This window comes from Halosimplex aquaticum, from assembly GCF_028747785.1.
In the GTDB taxonomy this organism is placed as follows: domain Archaea; phylum Halobacteriota; class Halobacteria; order Halobacteriales; family Haloarculaceae; genus Halosimplex; species Halosimplex aquaticum.
On sequence record NZ_CP118158.1, the window covers coordinates 2685273 to 2702072 of the forward strand.

A 16800-nucleotide genomic window follows, 5' to 3' on the forward strand; every position below is an offset into this window, starting at 1 on the left:
GCACTCACGCCTCGCGCCGCTCGCTCAAACCACGCTACGTCCCGTGCTGCCACGAGCCCATATACTCTTCCTGGGTCTCGGTCAACTCGTCGAACGCAACGCCCTCGGCGTCCAGTTTGATCTCGGCGACTTCCTTGTCCAGCCGATCCGGCACGTCGTGGACGCCGGCCTCGTACTCGTCGCCGGATTCGACCAGTTCCCGAACGCAGACCGCCTGCACGCCGAAGCTCTGGTCCATCACCTCGACCGGGTGGCCCAGCGCGATGGGGGTCGCGAGGTTGACGAGGCGACCCTCGGCGAGGACGTTCAGGCGTCGACCGTCTTCCAGCTCGTAGGCCTGGACGCCGTCGCGGGCCTCGTAGGAGTCCACCGCGAGGTCCGAGAGCGCGTCGAGGTCGATCTCCACGTCGAAGTGGCCCGCGTTCGCCAGCAGGACGCCGTCGTCCATCTCCTCGAAGTGCTCCTCGACGATGACGTCGCGGTTGCCGGTCGTCGTCAGGAACACGTCGCCGACTTCGGCGGCCTCGTCCATCGGCATCACGTCGTAGCCTTCCATGTGCGCTTCGAGCGCGCGGCGGGGTTCGACCTCCGTGACGACGACGTTCGCGTTCTGGCCGCTGGCCTTCATCGCGACGCCCTTGCCGCAGTGGCCGTAGCCGGCGACGACGACGGTCTTCCCGGCCCACGAGAGGTTCGTGGTCATCGCGATGGAGGCGAGCGAGGACTCGCCGGTGCCGTGGACGTTGTCGAACAGGCGCTTCATCGGCGTGTCGTTGACGGCGAACATCGGATAGGCGAGTTCGCCGTCGGCGTCCATCGCACGCAGGCGGTGGACACCGGTCGTCGTCTCCTCGCAGCCGCCGATGATCGAGTCGATGAGTTCGGGGTAGTCCTCGTGGATTGCCGCGACGAGGTCCATCCCGTCGTCGACGGTGATGGTCGGCTCGTGCTGGATGACCGCCTCGATGGCGGCGTAGTACTCCTCGTCGTCGACCTCGCGCTCGGCGTAGGAGGTGACGGCCTCCACCGCGTCCAGCGCGACGCTCACGTCGTCGTGGGTCGAGAGCGGGTTACAGCCGGTGATGGCGACTTCCGCGCCTCCCACGGCGAGGAGTTCGGCGAGAACTGCCGTCTTGGCCTCGACGTGCATCGCCATGCCGACGACCTCGCCCGCGAAGGGCTGGCTCTCCTCGAAGTCCTCGCGCAGCGACTCGCAGATCGGCATGTGCTGGCGCGCCCACTCCATCTTCCGGCGGCCGGACTCCCGTTTCGCCTCCGGGTCGTCCACGCGCTCCGTGATCGGGTCAGTCATGCCCGATAGATAGACCAGCGCCGGGAAAACCCCACCGGATCCGGCGCTCGGCACATCCGGTGGCACAGCCGGTGTGGCAAACCGTGTGGCGTGCGCTGTCGCGCGTTTCATCTTCCTCGTGAGCGAAGCGAACGAGGGTCAGCGAGAGCTTTGCTCTCGCTAGACGCGACACCATCGTGCGAGGGACGAGCGAACGAGCGTAGCGAGTGAGCGAATTGGCTGGGGAGGTATGAGGCTGTCTACAGTGCTGTGCGGTGGATCCTGGTGGACTGAAAGGGCGAGGGTCGGTCAGGCGGTCTGCGCGGGCCCTATCCGAGGGAGCGTAAGCGACCGAGGATATCCCGCACAGACCGCCTGAGCGGCCCGAGGGCTTTCGACGCTAGGTGTTGCTTGCGCGTCCAACTTTTAGCAAGCTGGCCGAGGGCTTTCACCGCCTGTTGTCGACTGCTAGCGAGCGGGCCGGAACAAACTCATCACCGCTGAAAACCGCAAGACAGCGCCGGTGTGATACTGATCGTCAGACGCGCGTCGGGTGTCCGTCTGCCCGGTCTTTTTGCACGGGTGTCACGTCTGTTCGAAAGCATGGCCGCGAACGCCGACGAACCGAATCAGGGGGACGTCCCATGCACCGACCGCCAGTCGGCGGGCGAGTCGTGCGTAGCACCGGCACCGGAGATCGAGGCGGCCGACAGCGCCGTCGATCACACGCCGGAGACGCTGTATCTGGTACGGATCGCGATGCTCGAAGCGAGAGTTGCGACGCTCGAAGCAGACCTCGAATCGAAAGAGCGAGACCTCCAGCACGTCGTCGACCGCTACGAACACGTTCTCCAGGAACGTGACGCCTGCCGCGACGAACCACTCGTGTCCGACGAGTTCGCCTCGATCGAGATCGAATCGGACGCGACCGAGACCACCGATCGACGCGACCGAGCCGACCGAGACTCGACCGACGGAGAGCGCTCGGCCGGTCCCGTCGACCGACTCCGGGAACTGCTCAGCTAGTCGCGGCCGTCGCACGTGGGGAGGAGAACTCCGTTTTCAGCGTCCAAAGAGCCGCAGAGAAGCGTTACTGCCCGTTGAGCTGGATCTGCGTGATGTCGATGACGCGCTCGTCGTCGAGCAGGCGTTCGACCGTCTCCTCGGGGACGGGGTCGTCGAGGTTGTAGACGGTCAGCGCCTCGCCGCCGATGGTCTCGCGGCCGTTGAACATGCCGGCGATGTTCACGTCGGCCTCGCCGAGGACGGTGCCGATGAAGCCGATGACGCCGGGCACGTCTTCGTTGCGGGCGACGAGCATGTGGCCGTGCGGAACGGCGTCGACGCGGTAGCCGTCGATGCGGACGATGCGGGCGTCGTTCCCGGCGAACTGCGTCCCGGAGACGCTGATCGACTCCTCGCCGTCGGAGACGGTGACGGTGATCAGGCTCTGGAAGTCCTCGGCGGAGCTGGTCTTGGACTCCGTGACGTCGATGCCGCGCTCCTCGGCGATGCGCTCGGCGTTGACGGCGTTGACCTGCGTCTCGACCGCGCGCTCGAAGACGCCCTTCAGCGCGGTCGCGGTGACGATCTCGGTGTCGTGGTCGGCGATGTCGCCGGCGTAGGTGACCTCCACGTCCGAGACGTGGCCGTCGAACAGCTGGACGGCGATGGTGCCGGCGGTGTCCGCGAGGTCGAGGTACGGCTCGACGGCCGGGAACGCGCTCTCGTCCATCGAGGGGGCGTTCAGCGCGTTGATGACCGGCTCGCCGTTGAACGCGGCGATGATCTGGTCGGCGGTGGAGGTGGCGACGTGCTCCTGGGCGGCCTCCGTGGAGGCGCCGAGGTGCGGCGTCACGACGACGTCGTCCACGTCCAGCAGCGGGTTATCGGGGTCGACCGGCTCGTCGGCGAAGACGTCAATGGCGGCGCCCTTGAGCAGGCCGTCCTCGACGGCCTCGGCGAGGGCGGGCTCGTCGATGATGCCGCCGCGGGCGCAGTTGACGACGTAGCCGCCCTCGAGTTGGGCGATCTCCTCCTCGCCGATCATGTTCTCGGTCTCGTCGGTCAGCGGCGTGTGGATGGTGATGAAGTCCGCCTGCTCGAGACAGTCGTCGAGCGAGTCGACGAGTTCGGCGCCGAAGCGCTCGGCGCGCTCCTCGCTGATGTAGGGGTCGTAGGTGACGAGATCCATGCCCAGGGCGTCGAGGCGGCGGGCGACCTCTTGACCGACGCGGCCGAAGCCGACGACGCCGAGTGTCTTCTCGTTGAGTTCGGTCCCGAGGAAGTCGCCCTTGGCCCACTCGCCGTCGCGCAGGCGGTTGTGGGCCTGCGGGATGGAGCGAGCGGTGGCGAACGCCATCGCGACGGAGTGCTCGGCGGCGGCGCGGACGTTGCCCTGCGGCGCGTTGGCGACGATGACGCCGTGTTCGGTGGCGGCCTCGATGTCGATGTTGTCGACGCCGATGCCGGCGCGGCCGACGATCTGGAGGTTCGGCGCGGCGGCGAACACCTCTGCGGTGACCTCCGTCCCCGAGCGCACGACCATCGCGTCGGCGTCCTCGACGGCGGCGAGGAGCGCGTCGCCCTCGACGTCGTAGGCTGTCTCGACCTCGTGGCCCGCTTCGCGGAATCTGTCCAGACCCGCGTCCGCGATCGGGTCCGTGACGAGTACCTTCATGGGGGTCAGATCCCGGCCAGCGCGTATAACGCTTGTTCTCTCCGGACGCAGCCGAGGACACTATCGACACTGTCGACACAGTCGGGGGTCACTCCCGTCTCGGTCCAGATGCGCTCCCGTCGAGGCCTGGGTGAGCGTTGCTCGGACGGAGCAGCGAAGCGTCGATCGGAAGAGACGTTACAAAAGCCACGCTGGTCGTCGGTCAGGAACGGTCGAACGCGACGGGTATCGGGAAGAAACGCGACGAGCCGGAAGCGAATCCGCGCCTAGCGCCACTCGGGAAGGGTGGCGGCGTCGGCGAGCGGCGCTGTGAGATACGCATCGTCACAGCTGATATCCGCGATCACGAGGGTCTCGGTGGGCCCGTCTTCGACGGAGGCCATAACCTCGGCGTTCGCTTCCACCTCGGCTTCAGCGACCATATCCGGCGCCATGTGTGAGAACATGTAGCAATCACCTATAAAACTGCCGGAACCGTTCTCATAACCTGAAAACTGGTGTCGGACGCCCGTCAGACCAGCGAATGGCACACCGCGACGAGCGGGGAACGCGCCGTATTAATTGTGATCTACTTGCACGCGTACGCGGGGTAGGCGTAGATACTGATACATGAACTGTCTGGACGCCTGAACGGCGTCGACACGCGACTCGCTGCGCGTCAGGCCGCTATCGACTCGCCGATCGCGGCGATCCGGTCGTCGTCCGCCGCGACGGCGCCGCCGTGATAGCAGAGCACCCGCTCGACGTCGAGCGCGGCGAGTCGAGCGACCGACTGGCCCGCCTCGGCCATGTCAAGCGTGAAGTGCTCGCTGGGCCCCTGTAGCTCTCCGTCGGCGGCCGTCAGCGCGTCGGCCGCCAGCAGCAGTCGCTCCTCGGGCAGGTAGAGCGACACGTGCCCCGGCGCGTGACCGGGAGTGTACACGACCCGCATCGGCCCCGCCGCGGTCCGGAACCGTTCCTCGCCCACCAGTTCCACGTCGACCGGGACCGGCGGGTAGCGCTCGCCGTCCCCCTTGATCGGGTCCTCCCGCCCGTCGACGTAGGGCGCACAGCCCTCGTGGGCGAACACGACCGCACCGGTCTCCTCCCGGACGGTCGCCAGCGCGCCCGCGTGGTCGCCGTCCTGATGGGTGATCAGGACCGCCCACACGTCCGCCCAGTCGAACCCCGCTTCGGCGAGTTCGGCCGCGAGCGCGTCGGCCTGTCCCGGGAGGCCGACGTCGATCAGCAGCAGGCCCCGGTCCGTCTCGACCGCCGCCGGATGGAAGGCCCGCTCGCTGTCGTCGGTCTCGATGGTCTCCGTCAGGGCGTAGACGCCGCCCGTGAGTTCTTCCATGGCGGGATTTCGTGGCGGCCCCACAAAGTAGGTCGGGCCGGGTCGTTCCGCCGCGCCGGCCGGGAGAACTATGGCCGGTCGACAACACGTCACCCGGTATGGACGACGACGCCCTCCAGGCGCGACTCCGCGGTATCGAGCGTCGGCAGTACCTGCTCATCGCTCTGCTCGTCCCGCCGAACTACCTCGCCGCCGCCGACCTATTCGGGTACTGGGTCGCCAGCCTGGGACTGGTTGTGCTCGTGTGTCTGAGCTTCTCGTTCGTACTCATCAAAAGCAGACAGCGCCGCGACACCGCCGGCGTGTGACGCCGCCAGTCGGCCCGGGACAGCGGCCGCCTCGCCCGCGACCGACGAATCTTTGCCACAGCGAGCGTACACCACCGTATGCGGTACGTCACGCTGCTGGTATCGCCGACGGAGGGGCAGGGCTTTCACCCGGTCGGTGAGCGGATCGCCCGCGATCCCGACGTGGCCGGCGAGGCGATCCACCGGATGGACGACCTCGGCGACGGGACGGTGACGATGCTGACCGAGGGCACGGGCGACCTGGACCGATATCGCGAGATCCTCGAATCGTCCCCGAAGGTCCACGAGTTCACGGTCGCCGACGGGGAGGGCGATCGCGGGTGGGGCTACTCGCGCGTCGAGACCAACGATCTCGTCGAGTACATGCTCGAACGCGACCGCGAGCTCGAACTCGTCCGGGACATGCCCATCGAGATCACCGACGACGGCGACCAGCGGGTCACCCTCGTCGGCACCGAGGAGGCGTTCGCCCGCGCCGCCCGGTTCGACGAACCCGAGGGGTACGACATCGAGATCGAGAAGACCGGCGAGTACCACCCCGAGAGCGGCCGCCTACTCGACGCGCTCACGAGCCGCCAGCGGGAAGTGCTGGAGGCCGCCGTCGCCGTCGGCTACTACGAGGCGCCCCGGCAGGCGACCCACGAGGACATCGCCGAGGCCGTCGGCTGCTCGCCCGCCACCGTCGGCGAACACCTCCAGAAGATCGAACGCGCCGTGTTCGGCGCACTCGTCGGGTAGGCCCGAGATCGACTACCCGTCGAAACCGTCTTCGAACCGGAAGGTACCGTCCCGCTGGACGACCTCGCCGTCGACCTCGATGTACGATTCCTCGCTCATGTCGACGATCATGTCGACGTGGACGGCCGAGTCGTTCTGCTCGTTGCCCTCCCCGACGGTGTCCTCGTAGGCGCGACCGACGGCCATGTGGACGGTGTCGCCCATCTTCTCGTCGAACAGCATGTTGTAGGTGAACCGGTCGATGGCGCGGTTCATCCCGATGCCCAGTTCGCCCAGGCGGTTCGACCCCTCGTCGGTCTCCAGCACGTTCCGCAGTACCTCCTCGTTCTTGCCCGCGGAGTACTCGACGACCTCGCCGCCCTCGAAGCGGCAGTAGACGTCCGTCACCTCGCGGCCCTGGTGGTAGAGCGGCTTGTCGAAGTACACCTCGCCCTCGACGGAGTCGGGGACGGGCGCGGTGAACACCTCACCGCCGGGGAGGTTGCGCTCGCCGTAGTCGTTGAGCGTCGGGTTGCCGGCGACGCTCATGGTCACGTCAGTCGAGTCGCCGGAGACGATACGGACCTCCTCGGCGTCGTCCATGATCTCGACCATGTTCTGCTGGAACGCCCGCTGCTCGTCCCAGTCGCGCAGGATGGCGTCCCAGACGAAGTTCTCGTAGCCCTCGGTGCTCATCTGCCCGAGCTGGGCGTTGGCCGGCGCGGGGTACTGCGTGAGACACCACCGCTTCGAGAGCCGCTCGTCGAGCAGGGGCTGCTGGGCGGCCGCGTAGGCCGTCGACACCTCGGGGTCGACGTCGCTGGTCTGGGTGACGTTGTCGCTGCCCCGGATCACGATGTAGACGTCCATCTCCTCGTAGAGCGCCATCTGGTGCTCCGGGAGGTCGAAGTCGCCGTCGTGGTTGCGCTGGAACGCCCGCTGGAAGCGCTTGCCCATGCGGTCCTGGACGACCAGCGGCAGGGCGTCGCGGTCGGCGATGACCTCGTGCAGCGCCGTCACCAGGTCCTCGGCTTCGGGGTGGGCGTCGATGACGACCTGGTCGCCCTCCTGCAGGTCGACGGAGTGGTCACAGATTATCTCGGCGTGTTCGCGAACGCGCGGGTCCATGCCCCACTCCTCGGACGGAACGGTGAAACCGGTTTCGCGTCGAGGCGACGCCGACGTGGCGAAGCCGTCACCTCCCGGTCGCTCGCCAGCGCTCGGCGAGGTCGACGACGAAATCGGCGTACTCCTCCCTCGCCCGCTCCCATTCCGCGCCGCCCCGCTCACAGGCAGCTTCGAACTCGTCGAGGCGCTCGGCGTCGTAGCGCGACGCGAGACACATCGCCTGGAACACCGGTGATCCCTCCGGGTCACCGCCCTCGTCGCGACCGATCCGTTCGCGGATCGTCTCGGGGGCCATGTCGAGGGAGATCCCCGATCCCGGGATCGACTTCGCCATCTTCGGCGCGCCGTCGAACCCCGGGAGCATCCGGGTGTAGATGCCGGCGACGCGCCCCTCGACCGGTGCGGCGTCGCGGTACCGACGAGCCATCCGGGTCAGATGGTGCTCGTCGATCCCGAACGAGAGGACGAGTTGCTCGTACTCGCCCGCGTAGAGCGGGTGGAGGAAGTCGACGCCGTGGAGGACGGCGCTGTGGGTGCGGGCCGCCTCGGAGGTCGGTCCCGAGTGTTCGACGGTCCACTCGCCGTCGGCCGCCTCGTAGGCGTCGCTGACGGCCCGCTCCCACGCCGTCGGCGGATGGTCGGGGCCGTCGTCCCACGAATCCGGGTCGTAGTACGGCGCGAGCAACTGGGCGGTGTGCATCACGTCACGGGCCTCCGACTGGGTGCGGAGCCGTCCGCGGTCGGGGTCGAAGCCGAGGCCGCGAATGAAACCGCGGTAGCGCTCCGCGAGGGCCTGCACGCGCTCCAGCGGCGTGCCGCCGTGGTACGGTTCGAGGTCTGCGATCACGAACTGGACGCCGAGGCCGGCCTGCTGGAGTTCGACGGCGGTCAGGACCTGGCCGACGGTGCCCAGGTGCGGCGGACCGGTCATCCCGACCCCGGTCGAGACGAGCGTCGGACGGTCGGCCGCGGCGTCAAGCACGTCGGTCCCGTCGACCGCCACGAAGCGTCGCCGCTGCGCCGTCGGGATCGGACCGACTGCTCCGGTCACGGCTTCGTAGTCGTTCCGTTCGCGCACGAGTTCGTAGTGGTCGGGTAGTCGCGTCACAGTCGGTACGTGTCTCCGACGCGTAAAGTGCTAATTTGTGACGAGGTAACGAACAACAATGTCGGCGGTGCTCCGCCGCCCCCGGCGCCATCGGTCGATCTGAAGCGGCGTAACCCGTGCTTATCGGGCAATGGGGTGTCTATAACGAAATACGGAAACCACCCTACCCGGATAGCGTGCTATGACGGACCGACCACTGCGGAACACGAGGCGGACGTTCCTCGCGGCGAGCGCGCTGGGGACCCTCGCGGGGATCGCAACGACTGGGAGCGCGGGTGAAACGGGTGCAACGGCGCCCGATCCCGAGTTCACGATCGACTGCTCCACCGTCAGTGTGGACGACTGGGACACCGCCTCGGGCGCTCGCGCCGTCTTCCGCGACGGCAGCTTCGTCTCGGTCGGCGACGGGACGCCGGACCGCTTCGGCGCGCCCGGCCGCGTCGTCGAATCTGTCACGTTCACCGACTCGAACGGCAACGACCGGACGTTCTCCAACGACTCGACCGACTGCGATCCGGGAGCGAAGGCGGTCACGTTCACCGACTCGCGCGTGACCGTCCGGGGCGGGCAGTTCCTGGACGTCGACGCCACGCCGGACAGCCTGATCTCGACCGTCGACCTGCACTTCGTGGACGGCACCACCGAGAACGTGTATCACTACGAGGGACCGCCGACCAACGTCCCCGACGTCTACCGCGGGACGGGGGACAACGAGGGGAAAGTCATCGAGGCGTTCGAGATATCCTACGACCTCAACCACACCACTCACTACGTGCGAAACCCCGCTACGGACAAGTACCTCCTCGGCAAAGAGAGCTGCCAGCACCGCTGCATCGAGGTCGTGGGCGCGACCGAGGGCGCCGTCGACTACGAGTTCACCGTCGACGGTCCCGTGCGCGCGGTCACGCTCTCCGACCGGCGCGGCGCCACCCCCGGCGGGAACGACGCCATCAGCGACAACGGCGACGGGACGTGGACGGTCGCCGGGTCGACCGGGAACCCCGGCTACGGCGACGTCTACGCCGTCAACGGTGCAGTCACGTCGTTCGAACAGACGGGAGGGCCGGGCGACTACGTGCTCCGGGAGTGCGAGTGGCGGATCGTGGAGGACACATCGCCGTCGACCGACCTCCTCGCGGTCGTCGCGACCGAGTCCGGCGAGGTCGACTACGAGTTCACCGTCGACGGGGTCGCCCGGCCGATCACCAACGCCGGCCCCAAGCGCTCCGCCGCGGGGAACGACAGCGTCACCGACAACGGCGACGGGACCGTGACCGTGAGCGGCTTCACCGGGAACGCCGGCTACGGCGACACCTACGCCGTCACCGGCGACGTGACCGACTTCCAGCGGACCGGTGGCGACGCCGACTTCCGGATCGACTACAACGGCACCGAGGTCTCCCCCAGCGACCTGGTCGACCGGCACTGAGCGGTCGGGCCGTCCCGCCGTGCGACTGCGGTCTCGTCGAGCCACCTATTTCTGCGGCGAGCGCCAACCGAGGGCCATGATCGACTTGCGCAGCGACACCGTCACGAGACCCGACGACGCGATGCGGACGGCCGCCCGCGACGCGGAGGTCGGCGACGACGTCTACGGCGAGGACCCGACCGTCAACGAACTCGAAGCCCGCGTCGCCGACGTGCTCGGCACCGAGGACGCGCTGCTGGTCCCCTCGGGGACGATGGGCAACCAGGTCGCCGTGCGGACGCACACCGAGCGGGGCGAAGAGGCGATCCTCGAACGCGAGAGCCACGTCTACAAGTGGGAACTCGGCGGCGTCGCCCAGCACTCGGGCGTCCAGACCCGCCCCGTCGACGGCGACGAGCGCGGCGTCGTCGCACCGGAGCAGGTCCGCGACGCCTACGTCGAGGCGGACGGTCACCGGGCCGGCACGGGTCTGCTCGCGCTGGAGAACACCCACAACAGCAAGGGGGGCACCGCAATCGCGCCCGAGGCGATCGACGCCGCCGCGGCGGCCGCCCGCGAGCGCGGCGTCCCCGTCCACCTCGACGGCGCGCGCCTGTTCAACGCCGCCGCCGCGCTGGAGGTCCCCGCCGAGCGGTTCACTCGCGAGGTCGACTCGGTGATGGTCTGTCTCTCGAAGGGCCTCGGCGCGCCCGTCGGGTCCGTGCTGGCCGGCAGCGAGGCGTTCGTCGAACGCGCCCGCCGCGTCCGCAAGCTCATGGGCGGCGGGATGCGCCAGGCGGGCATCCTCGCCGCGCCCGGCCTGCTCGCGCTCGAAAACCGGGACCGCCTCGCCGAAGACCACGAACGGGCTCGACGGCTCGCCGCGGGCATCGATCAGATTGGCGGGCTGGCGGCCGACGAACCCGAGACGAACATCGTCGTCGCGCGGACAGACGCCTCCGCCGACGAGGTGGTCGCCGCCTGCGAGCGCGAGGGCGTCGGCTGCGTGGCCTTCGGCGAGCACCGCGTGCGCTTCTGTACGCACTGGAACGTTGACGACGAGGACGTGGAGCGAGCGCTCGACGGCGTCGAGCGCGCTGTCGACTGAGCTGTCTACCGCTAGCTCTGGTTCATTCCTTCCTTGAAACTCTTCGCAGTCCGACGGAGGAACAGGTACACGAGGAAGACGAACCCGAGGAGGACTGCGACGATGAAGACGAGGACCGGATCCTCGAAGAACCCGGAGACCAGATCACCGATCTGCATACGCCGGGCTACCGCCCCGTCGGGCAAAGAGGTTTCGGCACGCCCGCTCGCGCTCGCGGGCCGACGAGCGCCGGCCGCTGGAGACGGCGACGCCGCGCGGTCCCGCGATCACGGCTCGGCCACGATCGTCAAACGCGCCAATCGTGTGATAAGACTCATGCCCCCGCAGTGCAAAGCGCGACGTGAGATGTCGCTGCTGCCCTCCAAACCCGACTCCACCGCGGCCGAGGACGCGGAGCCGCGGGTGGTCGGCGTCGAGAGCGACGACGCCGACGACCTCCTCTCTGCGCTCTCCTCCGGGACCGCCCGCCGACTCCTCGGCGAACTCCACGAGGACCCCGCGCCGCCGGCCGAACTCGCCGAGCGAGTCGACACCTCGCTCCAGAACGCCCAGTACCACCTGGAGAACCTCGAAGAGGCCGGCGCCGTCGAAGTCGTCGACACCGCCTACTCCCAGAAGGGCCGCGAGATGGACGTCTACGCGCCCGCCGACCAGCCGCTCGTGATCTTCGCCGGCGACCAGGAGAAGTCGACCAGCATCCGCACCGCCCTCTCCCGGCTGCTCGGCGCCGTCGGCCTGCTCGCCGTCGTCAGCCTCATCGTCCAGGCGCTCGTGGGCGGCTCAGCCCTCCCCTCGTCCGGGAGCGACGGGGGCCCGCCGGCCAGCGAGGGACCGGCCGCCGCGGCGCACACGCCGGTCCCCGACGCCGGCGCCGTCGACGCCGCGACCGGTGCCGCCGCCGGCCTGCCGCCCGGCGTCTTCTTCTTCCTCGGCGGCGCCGCCGTCCTGGCCGGCGCCTTTCTCGTGTGGTACGTCACAGACTGAAATTCGCCTTTTAGTTTCCGCCGCCTACTTTCCCGTCCCCCTCGAAGCAACGGATGCGCGCCGCCCCGACCGCCGTCACTCTCGCCCGGTGGCGGTCAGGTCGAACTCGCTGTAGACCTCCCCGTCCGGCGCCACGAGTCGGCCACGCAGGCCCTCCCCGGCCGTCTCGATCTCCGCGTGGGCCGGACGGTACCAGCGCGGGTCGGCGTGACTCCCGGGGTTCAGGACAGCCACCGTCCCCATCTCCCGCCAGCCTGGCTCGTGGGAGTGCCCGACCACGACGACGTCCGCCCGCTCCTGGCGTCCCAGGAGCGACAGCGAGGTGTCGTCGTGTTCGTGGCCGTGAGCGACGACGAACCGAAGCCCTGCCCGTTGCACCGTCCGCGTCGCCTCCAGCCGCCCGCGGATCCCCGCGTCGTCGTTGTTGCCGTACACCGCGACGAACTCGCCGGCGCCGTCCGCGTCGGCGCCCGCCTCCGATTCGAAGTCGTCCAGCACCGCCTCCGTCGTGAAGTCCCCGGCGTGGATCACCAGGTCCGCCGCGCGGACCGCCTCCAGGGTTCGCCCCTCGAGTCGGTGTCCGTCGGTGCCGTGGGTGTCCGAGACGACAGTGATCACGGCCGGAAGGCGGGCGTCGACGGACAAAAACGCCGCGAGTCTAACCCAAGCGTTTTGCCCGATCCGGTCGACTCAACAGGAAATGGCAGGTAGCAGAGGCGTCGTGATCGCGGCGTTGTTCGCGAACGGTGCGATCGCGATTCTGAAGTTCATCGGGTTCCTGTTGACCGCGAGTCCATCGATGCTCTCGGAGACGTATCACTCCATCTCCGACACGGGCAACCAGGTGTTCCTGCTGATCGGCCTCCGCTTCGGCGGCCGCGAGGCCGACCGGCAACACCCCTTCGGCTACGGGAAAGCGCAGTTCTTCTACTCCTTTCTCGTCTCCGTGTTCCTCTTCGGCATCGCCGGCTGGGAGTCGCTGAAACACGGGTACCACGTCCTCACGCACGGCGGCACCGAGGCCGGCGGCGCCGTCAAGTTCCTCGGGTTCACCTACCAGCCCCCCGTCGGCTTCGACCTGTTCTACGTCAACGTCGCGGTCCTGCTCGCGGCCGTCGCCTTCGAGAGCTACGCGTTCAAGAAGGCCTGGGCCGAGATGAAGCGACAGATGGCCGAGAACGACTGGGGCGGGATCCGGGAGGCGTTCCGCAAGACCAGCGACGTGACCACGCTCACGGCGCTGACCGAGGACACCATCGCGCTGCTGGGGCTGGTCGTCGCGCTCCTCGGGATCACCCTCGCGCGAGTGTTCGACGAGCCGTTGTTCGACGCCGCCGGCGCACTGGTCATCGGGGGGATGCTGATGGTGTTCGCCGTCGCGCTCGCCTGGGAGAACAAGCGGCTCATCCTCGGCGAGAGCCTCCCGGCCGACGAGGAAGGGAGGCTCCGGACGGTCATCGAGGAGGCCGACGACGTCGACCGGATCGTCGGCTTCCGGACGGTGTACTTCGGCCCCGAGGAAGCGCTCCTCTCGGCCGACGTGGAGTTCAGGCCCGGGCTGAGCGGGACGGAACTCGACGAGCGCATCAGCGCCATGCAGGATGCGATCCGCGAGGCCAACAGCGACGTCAACAAGATCTACATCGAACCCGAGGTGTGAGCGCCGACCGGGTGACGACGGGCCAGCAGACGGTCGCGACGGTCCGCTCGACCACTTTCACCGCGATGGGGCTAGGGCTTTTATTCGGGCGCGCAAACAGCTATCTACAGTGGCGAGCGCGTCAGACCCCGACTACCTCCGCTTTTTCCCCTACGAGGAGCCGTACGACCACCAGACCGAGGCGATGGGCAGCATCTACGACGCGCTGGAGGAGTCGCGGAACGTCCTCTTCGAGGGGGCGACCGGGACCGGCAAGACCCTCTCCGCGCTCGCGCCCGCGCTCGAATACGCTCGCGAGACGAGCAAGACCGTCGTCATCACGACCAACGTCCACCAGCAGATGCGCCAGTTCGTCCGCGAGGCCGCCGCGATCACCGACCAGGAGCCCATCCGCGCGGTCGTCTTCCAGGGGAAGGCCTCGATGTGTCACATCGACGTCGGCTACGAGGAGTGCCAGGCGCTCCGGGACACGACGCGCGAACTCGTCGACGCCGAGGAGAACAGGGCCGAACTGGAAGCACAGCAGCGCGCCCTGCTGGAGGAGAGCCAGGAGGGGAGCGCCGAGGCGGCCGACGCCCGCGGCGCGGTGATGGACGAACTCGAATCCGTCGAGGAGGAGATCGAGGGGATCCGCGAGGAGCGCAACGTCTGCGACCACTACTACCGCAACCTGACCGCCGACACCGACGAGTTCTACGGCTGGCTGTTCGACGGCGTACGCACTCCGGAGGACGTCTACGACTACGCCGACCGCGAGGGGCTCTGTGGCTACGAACTCCTCAAGGAGGGCATGGACGGCGTCGATCTGGTCGTCTGCAACTACCACCACCTGCTCGACCCGATGATCCGCGAGCAGTTCTTCCGGTGGCTCGGCCGCGACCCCGAGGACGTCATCGCCGTCTTCGACGAGGCGCACAACGTCGAGGACGCCGCCCGCGACCACGCCCGCCGCACCGTCACAGAGACGACCCTCGACCAGGCCCTCGACGAACTGGAGACCACGGAGGACCCCCGCGCCGACGCCGCGCTGAACGTCCTCACCACCTTCCGCGACGCGCTGGTCGACGCCTACGAGGAGGCCTTCTCCTTCGGCGAGCGCGAGGGCGTCGACGAGCACTGGTACGACCTCTCGATCGACAACGACGACGCCCGCGACGACCTGACGCTCGCGTTCCTCCAGAACTACTCGGGGCCGGGCTTCCACGAGGAACTGGACCGCACGCTCGACCTCGGGCGTGAACTCGACCAGTCCTACGAGGAGGCCTACAAGAGCGGCGAGACGACGACCCGACAGGAGTGCCAGACGCTGCAGGCCGCCAGCTTCGTCGAGGACTGGCTCGACGAGTCCGCCGCAGAGGGGCAGTATCCCGTCGTGAGCGTCCGCCGCGCCGAGGAGGGCGGCCCCCGCGAGGCCGGCGAGATTTACGGCCGCGCGGAGCTGTACACCTGCATCCCGAGCTCCGTCACCGCGGAGCTGTTCGGCGACTTGCACGCCGGCGTCCTGATGAGCGCGACGCTGCGGCCGTTCGACGTGACCGAGGACGTCCTCGGGCTGGACGACCCGGTGACGCTCGCCTACGGGCCGCAGTTCCCCGAGGAGCGCCGCCGCACCTACGCCGTCGACGGTCCCGCCCTGTTCGCCAGCAAGCGCGACGACATGGAGGTCCAGTCGACCGTCGCCGAGGTGCTGGAGGACGCCGCCCGCATCACGCCGGGCAACACGCTCGCCTTCTTCCCGAGTTACAGCGAGGCCGAACGCTACCACCAGCGGGTCGACGCCGGCGGCGCGACGTACCTCGACCGCCCGGGGACCTCCGCCAAGGACCTCCGCGAGTCGTTCACCGACGACGACGACGCCGTCCTGTTCACGTCGCTGTGGGGCACGCTCGCCGAGGGCGTCAGCTTCGACGGCGACGACGCCCGGACCGTCGTCGTCGTGGGCGTCCCCTACCCCCACCTCGACGACCGAATGGACGCCGTCCAGGAGGCCTACGACGCCGCCTTCGGCGAGGACGACGAGCAGGGCCGCGGCGGCGCGAGCGGTCGCACGAGCGACGACGACGGGGCCGGCTGGCGCTACGCCGTCGAGATCCCGACCGTCCGGAAGACCCGGCAGGCGCTGGGCCGGGTCGTCCGCTCGCCTGAGGACTTCGGCGCGCGGATCCTGCTGGACAAGCGCTACACCGAGCGCTCGGAGGTCGAGATGCGCGACTACTCCGTCCGGGGCACCTTCCCGCCGGAGGAACGCCGCGAGATGGTCGACATCGACCCCGAGAAACTGAAGTTCGCGCTCCTGAACTTCTTCCAAGACGTGGACGGCTACGACGGGGAACCGCCGCGGCCGTGAGTCGAGGCGTCCGTCGCGGCCGTGTGTCGAACCGTCCTCAGGTGATGATTCGAGTCGGTCGCCGCCCTCCCCGACCGGTCGACCGATCGACCCGCAGGAGGCGTGGATTTCGTTGAGCACGCAAGGAGCGGCTACGAGTACGTACCGGCTTGAGGCGACCTGTTCGTCGGGTTATCCCCCGATTCCGGGAACGTAAGCCGGTACCACCCCAACCGCTGGTATGGTGCTCGACACGGAAGAGACAGAGACCGAACGGCACGGTAACTTCCTCGTCGCGGGCGTCGCCCACCGCGGGACCGACGTCGACGAAGCCGCGCTGTGGGCCTCGCTCGACGACTACGCCGACGACCTCGAGGACGCGGCGATCAGCGACGACTACTACGCCGTCATGTACGACGTCGACACCGACAGCGGCGAGTTCACCTACGTCGCCGGCCGCGAGGTCGACTCCGCGGACGACCTCTCGCCGGAGCTGACGGCCGTCGAGATCCCCCAGGCCACCTACGCCGTCCTCCGACCTGACTACGAGACCGTCGACGAGATGGTCGTTCAGATCCACGAGGAGGAACTCGACTCCAGGGACGACGGCGACGGCGTCCACTCGCCGATTTTCGAGCGGTACGGCGCCGACAGCGACCCGACGACCGTCGCCGACCGGGAGATATACGTCCCGGTCCGCGACGAGTGAGGTCGTAGCCGGCGCGCCCGCACCGCAGGTTGCCGCT

17 protein-coding genes are annotated in these 16800 nt (G+C 68.6%); 9 read left to right on the forward strand and 8 right to left on the reverse strand.

What is annotated here, in order from left to right; genetic code table 11:
* Positions 1-34 precede the first annotated feature (34 nt).
* Positions 35-1312: an adenosylhomocysteinase gene (locus PSC72_RS13530; protein ID WP_274321935.1), complete on the reverse strand. Its 1278-nt coding sequence runs from the start codon at positions 1310-1312 to the stop codon at positions 35-37.
* 582 nt (positions 1313-1894) lie between these two features.
* Here PSC72_RS13530 and PSC72_RS13535 point away from each other — a divergent pair.
* Entirely contained in the window at positions 1895-2317 is a 423-nt protein-coding gene (locus tag PSC72_RS13535; protein WP_274321936.1) for a hypothetical protein, read from the forward strand.
* 64 nt (positions 2318-2381) lie between these two features.
* On the opposite strand, the gene serA is transcribed toward PSC72_RS13535, so the two are convergent.
* The 3 genes from serA to PSC72_RS13550 all read right to left on the reverse strand — a co-directional run bounded on the left by serA (position 2382) and on the right by PSC72_RS13550 (position 5307).
* Positions 2382-3971, reverse strand: coding sequence for a phosphoglycerate dehydrogenase (gene serA, locus PSC72_RS13540; RefSeq protein WP_274321937.1), 1590 nt, complete (start codon positions 3969-3971; stop codon positions 2382-2384).
* A gap of 266 nt (positions 3972-4237) precedes the next feature.
* Positions 4238-4405, reverse strand: coding sequence for a DUF7556 family protein (locus PSC72_RS13545; RefSeq protein WP_274321938.1), 168 nt, complete (start codon positions 4403-4405; stop codon positions 4238-4240).
* 224 nt (positions 4406-4629) lie between these two features.
* On the reverse strand, positions 4630-5307 hold the full coding sequence (locus PSC72_RS13550) for an MBL fold metallo-hydrolase (RefSeq protein ID WP_274321939.1): 678 nt from the start codon (positions 5305-5307) through the stop codon (positions 4630-4632).
* 98 nt (positions 5308-5405) lie between these two features.
* Between PSC72_RS13550 and PSC72_RS13555 the strand changes: the two genes are divergently transcribed.
* Together PSC72_RS13555 and PSC72_RS13560 are read left to right on the forward strand one after the other, a co-directional pair.
* Positions 5406-5615, forward strand: coding sequence for a hypothetical protein (locus PSC72_RS13555; protein ID WP_274321940.1), 210 nt, complete (start codon positions 5406-5408; stop codon positions 5613-5615).
* Between the two features lie 78 nt (positions 5616-5693).
* Positions 5694-6353 (forward strand): helix-turn-helix domain-containing protein, encoded by a 660-nt coding sequence (locus tag PSC72_RS13560; protein WP_274321941.1) that lies wholly within the window; start codon positions 5694-5696, stop codon positions 6351-6353.
* 12 nt (positions 6354-6365) lie between these two features.
* Here PSC72_RS13560 and PSC72_RS13565 read toward each other — a convergent pair whose 3' ends face one another.
* Together PSC72_RS13565 and PSC72_RS13570 are read right to left on the reverse strand one after the other, a co-directional pair.
* Entirely contained in the window at positions 6366-7460 is a 1095-nt protein-coding gene (locus PSC72_RS13565) for an aminopeptidase (RefSeq protein ID WP_274321942.1), read from the reverse strand.
* A 67-nt stretch (positions 7461-7527) separates the two neighbouring features.
* Positions 7528-8568: a nucleotidyl transferase family protein gene (locus PSC72_RS13570; RefSeq protein WP_274321943.1), complete on the reverse strand. Its 1041-nt coding sequence runs from the start codon at positions 8566-8568 to the stop codon at positions 7528-7530.
* Positions 8569-8749: 181 nt separating this feature from the next.
* Between PSC72_RS13570 and PSC72_RS13575 the strand changes: the two genes are divergently transcribed.
* Both PSC72_RS13575 and PSC72_RS13580 read left to right on the forward strand, forming a co-directional pair.
* Positions 8750-9997, forward strand: coding sequence for a hypothetical protein (locus PSC72_RS13575; protein WP_274321944.1), 1248 nt, complete (start codon positions 8750-8752; stop codon positions 9995-9997).
* A 76-nt stretch (positions 9998-10073) separates the two neighbouring features.
* Positions 10074-11084, forward strand: a complete 1011-nt coding sequence (locus PSC72_RS13580; RefSeq protein WP_274321945.1) for a threonine aldolase family protein — start codon at positions 10074-10076, stop codon at positions 11082-11084.
* Positions 11085-11095: 11 nt separating this feature from the next.
* Here the strand turns inward: PSC72_RS13580 and PSC72_RS13585 are convergent, their stop codons facing one another.
* Complete coding sequence (locus PSC72_RS13585) at positions 11096-11242, reverse strand: DUF7859 family protein (protein ID WP_274321946.1); 147 nt, start codon at positions 11240-11242, stop codon at positions 11096-11098.
* A 187-nt stretch (positions 11243-11429) separates the two neighbouring features.
* Here PSC72_RS13585 and PSC72_RS13590 point away from each other — a divergent pair, with 187 nt between their 5' ends.
* Positions 11430-12068: an ArsR/SmtB family transcription factor gene (locus PSC72_RS13590; protein WP_274321947.1), complete on the forward strand. Its 639-nt coding sequence runs from the start codon at positions 11430-11432 to the stop codon at positions 12066-12068.
* A 75-nt stretch (positions 12069-12143) separates the two neighbouring features.
* Here PSC72_RS13590 and PSC72_RS13595 read toward each other — a convergent pair whose 3' ends face one another.
* Positions 12144-12686 carry a metallophosphoesterase gene (locus tag PSC72_RS13595; RefSeq protein ID WP_274321948.1) on the reverse strand — a complete coding sequence of 181 codons (543 nt, stop codon included), beginning with the start codon at positions 12684-12686 and terminating at the stop codon, positions 12144-12146.
* An 82-nt stretch (positions 12687-12768) separates the two neighbouring features.
* Here PSC72_RS13595 and PSC72_RS13600 point away from each other — a divergent pair, with 82 nt between their 5' ends.
* The 3 genes from PSC72_RS13600 to PSC72_RS13610 all read left to right on the forward strand — a co-directional run bounded on the left by PSC72_RS13600 (position 12769) and on the right by PSC72_RS13610 (position 16763).
* Positions 12769-13728, forward strand: a complete 960-nt coding sequence (locus PSC72_RS13600) for a cation diffusion facilitator family transporter (protein ID WP_274321949.1) — start codon at positions 12769-12771, stop codon at positions 13726-13728.
* Between the two features lie 184 nt (positions 13729-13912).
* Positions 13913-16075, forward strand: coding sequence for an ATP-dependent DNA helicase (locus PSC72_RS13605; protein ID WP_274326177.1), 2163 nt, complete (start codon positions 13913-13915; stop codon positions 16073-16075).
* 220 nt (positions 16076-16295) lie between these two features.
* On the forward strand, positions 16296-16763 hold the full coding sequence (locus PSC72_RS13610) for a GyrI-like domain-containing protein (protein ID WP_274321950.1): 468 nt from the start codon (positions 16296-16298) through the stop codon (positions 16761-16763).
* Positions 16764-16800: the final 37 nt, after the last annotated feature.

Coding starts and splice junctions, on each gene's coding strand:
- serA (WP_274321937.1), bottom strand. CDS start 3,971: ATGAAGGTACTCGTCACGGACCCGATCGCGGACGCGGGTCTGGACAGA.
- PSC72_RS13530 (WP_274321935.1), bottom strand. CDS start 1,312: ATGACTGACCCGATCACGGAGCGCGTGGACGACCCGGAGGCGAAACGG.
- PSC72_RS13560 (WP_274321941.1), top strand. CDS start 5,694: ATGCGGTACGTCACGCTGCTGGTATCGCCGACGGAGGGGCAGGGCTTT.
- PSC72_RS13600 (WP_274321949.1), top strand. CDS start 12,769: ATGGCAGGTAGCAGAGGCGTCGTGATCGCGGCGTTGTTCGCGAACGGT.
- PSC72_RS13555 (WP_274321940.1), top strand. CDS start 5,406: ATGGACGACGACGCCCTCCAGGCGCGACTCCGCGGTATCGAGCGTCGG.
- PSC72_RS13545 (WP_274321938.1), bottom strand. CDS start 4,405: ATGGCGCCGGATATGGTCGCTGAAGCCGAGGTGGAAGCGAACGCCGAG.
- PSC72_RS13590 (WP_274321947.1), top strand. CDS start 11,430: ATGTCGCTGCTGCCCTCCAAACCCGACTCCACCGCGGCCGAGGACGCG.
- PSC72_RS13580 (WP_274321945.1), top strand. CDS start 10,074: ATGATCGACTTGCGCAGCGACACCGTCACGAGACCCGACGACGCGATG.
- PSC72_RS13575 (WP_274321944.1), top strand. CDS start 8,750: ATGACGGACCGACCACTGCGGAACACGAGGCGGACGTTCCTCGCGGCG.
- PSC72_RS13550 (WP_274321939.1), bottom strand. CDS start 5,307: ATGGAAGAACTCACGGGCGGCGTCTACGCCCTGACGGAGACCATCGAG.
- PSC72_RS13610 (WP_274321950.1), top strand. CDS start 16,296: ATGGTGCTCGACACGGAAGAGACAGAGACCGAACGGCACGGTAACTTC.
- PSC72_RS13585 (WP_274321946.1), bottom strand. CDS start 11,242: ATGCAGATCGGTGATCTGGTCTCCGGGTTCTTCGAGGATCCGGTCCTC.
- PSC72_RS13605 (WP_274326177.1), top strand. CDS start 13,913: ATGGGCAGCATCTACGACGCGCTGGAGGAGTCGCGGAACGTCCTCTTC.
- PSC72_RS13565 (WP_274321942.1), bottom strand. CDS start 7,460: ATGGACCCGCGCGTTCGCGAACACGCCGAGATAATCTGTGACCACTCC.
- PSC72_RS13535 (WP_274321936.1), top strand. CDS start 1,895: ATGGCCGCGAACGCCGACGAACCGAATCAGGGGGACGTCCCATGCACC.